We start from the raw sequence: 4,124 nt of genomic DNA on the forward strand, positions 1-4,124 counted from the left end.
TTCGGAACCCGGCGGTTCTGGTTAACCAGCGCATCAATGCCGCCTTCAGCAGCCAGTTCCTGATAACGGTAAAATGTATCGCGTGACACGCCCATGATCTTGCAGGCTTTTGATACGTTACCGAGTTCTTCGGCGAGATTGAGCAGGCCAGCTTTGTGTTTGATAATGGGATTGTTAGTATGAAGCATGAGAGTTACCTCGCGTTTTGTTTAAGGATTAGACACCCATATCAAAACCGGTAACTCTCAACCTTTCAAGGTCAAGTGTCAGATCTAGTCGCGACTAATACACTTTGGAGTCGTCAGAGTAGTCAACGCGGTCATGCCTCTGGTCTTTGTTATCACTTATTGCACTTTCCTCACGTAGTATAAGAATCGATGTACTAGCAAACGAGATTCTAGATTATCGTTGAGGAAAGATGCAATGGCAGGTGATTTTGATTCTGTTTTCTCTTTCACATAGTGAAACTTAATTACCGTAACCAGTCCCAGATAGATCCAGTTTGTCCCAGGTAGATCCACATTTATCGCACGTTTCCCTTTTAAATATCTCACGTCCTATCAGGTGGGGGAAAGATGGGGTGAATGCCCGGTAGGTGCTTCTGGTTTAGCAGAGGTATAAGGGGAAGTTAACCCTATAGCGTGGAACTCACATGTCACTACCTGACTCTCCCTGGCAGTTAATTGCGCTGCTGTTTGTGCTTTCGCTGCTGCCGCTGATTATCGTAATGGGCACCTCGTTTCTCAAACTGGCGGTGGTCTTTTCCGTCTTGCGCAATGCCCTGGGGATCCAGCAGGTGCCGCCAAATATGGCGCTGTATGGCCTTGCGCTGGTGCTGTCGCTGTTTATCATGGCCCCAACGCTGCTTGCGGTAAAGGCGCAGTGGCATCCTGTCGCCGTTGAGGGCGAACCTGCCTGGATGAGCGGTTGGGACAGCCAGGCGTTGACGCCCTATCGTCACTTTCTGATAAAAAACACTGAAGATAAGCAGGTGCATTATTTTCAGAATCTGGTTGCGAAAACCTGGCCGGAAGAGGCGCGTCGCATGGTGAAGGACGACTCCTTACTCATTTTGCTGCCAGCGTTCACGGTCAGCCAATTGACCCAGGCGTTTCGTATCGGCTTATTGATATACCTGCCGTTTCTTGCCATTGACCTGCTGGTGTCCAATATCCTGCTGGCTATGGGGATGATGATGGTCTCTCCCATGACTATCGCCTTACCGTTCAAGCTGTTGATTTTTCTCTTGGCCGGCGGTTGGGACCTGATCCTTGCTCAGTTAGTACAGAGTTTCGTATGAATGAAGCCACTCTGACGCACCTGATGACCCAACTGTTGTGGATCGTCTTGCTGACCTCATTGCCGATCATTGTTGTCGCTTGTGTAGTCGGCGTACTGGTTAGCTTGTTACAAGCGTTGACGCAGATACAGGATCAGACCCTGCAATTTATGATCAAGCTGCTGGCCGTGGCGCTGATGCTTATGGCGACCTATCACTGGCTTGGCGGCATCCTGCTGGGATATACACGCCAGGTGCTATTGCAAATAAGTGCGCATGCATGAATCTGGTGCTTAACGAAGAGATCGCGCATCTGGCTTTCCTTATGATGCGCCCGCTGGGGATGACCCTGCTGTTTCCGCTGTTGCAGGCAGGGAACTTGGGGTCGCCATTAGTGAGAAACGCGGTGTTAATGGCGATTGCATTGCCGATGTTGGCAGTGGTGCCAATGCCCCAGGATATGGGCGAGGGGTGGACATGGTTGAGCTATATTCCCGGTGAATTGCTTATCGGACTGGTATTGGGATTCTGCGGCGCAATTCCTTTTTGGGCCGTGGATATGGCGGGATTTATTATCGATTCACTGCGCGGTGCAACCATGAGTGCGGTATTCAACCCTGCGATGTCTGTCCAGTCGTCACTTTTTGGTTTGTTGTTCAGCCAGTTTCTGTGTGCGCTGTTTTTTATTAGCGGCGGTATTAATTTGCACCTGAGCGTACTGTATGACTCTTACCATTACCTACCGCCTGGTAAGACGCTGGCGTTTAATCAGCCGCTGTTGGATTTTATCAAGGAGGAGTGGCAGGCGCTCTATCACCTGTGTTTAAGCTTCTCCTTGCCTGCCGTGTTAGTGATGGTGTTGACAGATATGGCGCTGGGGCTGTTGAATCGTTCGGCGCAGCAGTTGAACGTGTTCTTTCTGGCTATGCCCATCAAAAGCCTGTTGGTTTTGTTGCTGCTGATCGTATCGCTGCCCTATGCGTTGCACCACTATCTGGTGGAGAGCGAACGCCTCTACCAGCATGTTGGCGAGTGGTTGGTTCAACATGAGTGAGAAAACGGAGCAACCCACCCGAAAAAGGCGGCAGGATGGTGAAAAAGAGGGGCAGGTGATCAAAAGTGTTGAGCTGACTTCTGGTGCACAACTGCTCGCTTTATTTCTTTTTTTTCATTTTTTTTCCGATGTACTGGTACAAAACATCACCTTGCTCATCCAGGAATCTCTGCGCGTTATTAATGCCCCTTTCTCCTATGCGCTGGGTACGATTGTGCGCGCGCTGGTGAAGGAGTGCGGGCTGATGCTGCTTTATCTGGGAGCGATGGTAAGCGTTGCCACCGTTTTCAGCGTGCTGATTCAAATCGGTTTTGTGGTTGCCAGTAAGGCCGTAGGTTTCAAGGGGAGCAAACTTAACCCGGTGAACAACCTTAAACAGATTGTTTCCTGGCGCAGCGTGGTTGAACTGCTCAAATCCTGTTTGAAGGTGGTGCTGCTGTGCGTGATTTTTCTCTTGTTGTTCTATGCCTACGCGTCGACGTTTCGCGCGTTGCCTTACTGCGATCCCCACTGTGCGTTACCCACTTTTTCCTCCATCATGAGTTTTATGTGGCTTGGCATGCTGGGATTTTATCTGGTACTGGCAGTGGCGGATTATAGCTATCAACGTTTTCATACGTTGAAGCAGCAGCGGATGAGCAAGGAGGATATCAAACAGGAAAACAAGAACCGGGAAGGCGATCCAGATATTAAACAGCGCCGTCGTGCCCTACAGCGCGAAGTGCAGAGCGGCAGCCTGGCACAAAACGTCAGGCAATCGGCGGTGATTGTGCGCAATCCGACGCATTTGGTGGTTTGCCTGGGATACGATCCCGAGACGATGCCAGTGCCGCGCGTGTTGGAGAAAGGCAGGGATGCCATGGCGCAACACATTGTCGAGTTGGCGCAACGTGAGGGCATTCCTATGGTAGAAAACATCCCTCTGGCGCGAACGCTGTTTTATGATGTGAAATGCGGCGAGCGTATCCCTGATGCGCTTTTCGAACCGGTTGCCGCGCTGCTGCGCATTGTCTTGCAGATCGATTACGCGCCTCGCAAGGAGGTCGGTGGCGAGGAGGCAAACTGACAGGCAAAAAAAAAAGACCGGGCCAAGGTACGGTGCCGGTCAAAGCGCAAAGAGAACCATATGGAGTTGTGCTCTTTGCAAAATCGATACGTATCGCGCGTTTACTGATTGTCAGCGTGCGTATTAACTCACTGATGTAGGCCACAATTGGTCAAGAGGTTTTCATACAGCCTTATCCCGATAAGCGGGCTGGTGTATTTGTTGTATAACGTGTCATGGTGCGTCTTGAGATAGTCAGAAAATGACGCTTCAGCCAGCAATCTTTTGATCTTCAACTAGCTGATTTTCAAGTGATTGAAGTTGTTGATGTACACATCCAGCGAGTGATAATTTTTATGCATCATCTGCTGAAGCAGCGCCGTAATCTGCTCAAGCTCAGATAAGAACGTATCGTAATCGGTCAATATTTTCGGTCGTGTATTCAATATGTTGATTGCAGTGTTAAATGTCCGGTTTTGTATGTGGAATACAGTGGCTAAAGTTGATGTAAGATGCCCGTTTTGTGAACAGACATCTTCTGTGAAAAAACAAGGTGATGGAAAAAGTGGCCATCAGCGTTACCGTCGTCAGTCATGCAAACACGAATGGCTACAGGGCTTACAACGACGAACTTCCAAAAGTAAAACACATTGTTAGCAAGCTGTATACACAGCGTATTGAGCGTGCACATCTGACACTGCGTAACCGATTGCAACGGCTCAATCGCAAGACGCTCGGATATTCAA

6 protein-coding genes and 1 pseudogene are annotated in these 4,124 nt (G+C 49.6%); 5 read left to right on the top strand and 2 right to left on the bottom strand.

The genetic code is table 11. The annotated features are described in order from the left end of the window. Nucleotides 1-188, bottom strand: a 188-nt coding sequence (locus QZ506_RS19760) for a helix-turn-helix domain-containing protein (RefSeq protein ID WP_291973345.1), incomplete at its 3' end; no start/stop codon positions are given. Between the two features lie 464 nt (nucleotides 189-652). Here QZ506_RS19760 and sctR point away from each other — a divergent pair. The 4 genes from sctR to QZ506_RS19780 are packed head-to-tail and all read left to right on the top strand — an operon-like array spanning nucleotide 653 to nucleotide 3,399. Further along, a complete protein-coding gene (gene sctR, locus QZ506_RS19765) occupies nucleotides 653-1,300 on the top strand; it encodes a type III secretion system export apparatus subunit SctR (protein WP_291973347.1) in 648 nt (215 codons plus the stop codon). Continuing rightward, entirely contained in the window at nucleotides 1,297-1,563 is a 267-nt protein-coding gene (locus QZ506_RS19770; RefSeq protein ID WP_222158458.1) for an EscS/YscS/HrcS family type III secretion system export apparatus protein, read from the top strand. Before sctR ends, QZ506_RS19770 begins: the two co-directional genes overlap by 4 nt. Continuing rightward, nucleotides 1,560-2,333 carry an EscT/YscT/HrcT family type III secretion system export apparatus protein gene (locus QZ506_RS19775; RefSeq protein ID WP_291973350.1) on the top strand — a complete coding sequence of 258 codons (774 nt, stop codon included), beginning with the start codon at nucleotides 1,560-1,562 and terminating at the stop codon, nucleotides 2,331-2,333. Before QZ506_RS19770 ends, QZ506_RS19775 begins: the two co-directional genes overlap by 4 nt. Continuing rightward, a complete protein-coding gene (locus tag QZ506_RS19780; protein ID WP_291973352.1) occupies nucleotides 2,326-3,399 on the top strand; it encodes an EscU/YscU/HrcU family type III secretion system export apparatus switch protein in 1,074 nt (357 codons plus the stop codon). The genes QZ506_RS19775 and QZ506_RS19780 overlap by 8 nt, the downstream gene beginning before the upstream one ends. A 275-nt stretch (nucleotides 3,400-3,674) precedes the next feature. Here the strand turns inward: QZ506_RS19780 and QZ506_RS19785 are convergent, their stop codons facing one another. Continuing rightward, the gene (locus QZ506_RS19785; RefSeq protein WP_291973354.1) at nucleotides 3,675-3,824 is read right to left on the bottom strand and encodes a hypothetical protein; all 150 of its coding nucleotides are present in this window, start codon (nucleotides 3,822-3,824) and stop codon (nucleotides 3,675-3,677) included. A 94-nt stretch (nucleotides 3,825-3,918) separates the two neighbouring features. Between QZ506_RS19785 and QZ506_RS19790 the strand changes: the two are divergent. Continuing rightward, a pseudogene (locus QZ506_RS19790) lies at nucleotides 3,919-4,124 on the top strand (IS1 family transposase); the annotation flags it as partial.

The sequence above is a fragment of the Candidatus Symbiopectobacterium sp. genome (genome assembly GCF_020054415.1).
In the GTDB taxonomy this organism is placed as follows: Bacteria; Pseudomonadota; Gammaproteobacteria; order Enterobacterales; family Enterobacteriaceae; genus Symbiopectobacterium.

Bases quoted from the DNA above. Each gene is read 5' to 3' on its own strand.
- QZ506_RS19780 (WP_291973352.1), top strand. From the start codon at position 2,326: ATGAGTGAGAAAACGGAGCAACCCACCCGAAAAAGGCGGCAGGATGGT.
- sctR (WP_291973347.1), top strand. From the start codon at position 653: ATGTCACTACCTGACTCTCCCTGGCAGTTAATTGCGCTGCTGTTTGTG.
- QZ506_RS19770 (WP_222158458.1), top strand. From the start codon at position 1,297: ATGAATGAAGCCACTCTGACGCACCTGATGACCCAACTGTTGTGGATC.
- QZ506_RS19775 (WP_291973350.1), top strand. From the start codon at position 1,560: ATGAATCTGGTGCTTAACGAAGAGATCGCGCATCTGGCTTTCCTTATG.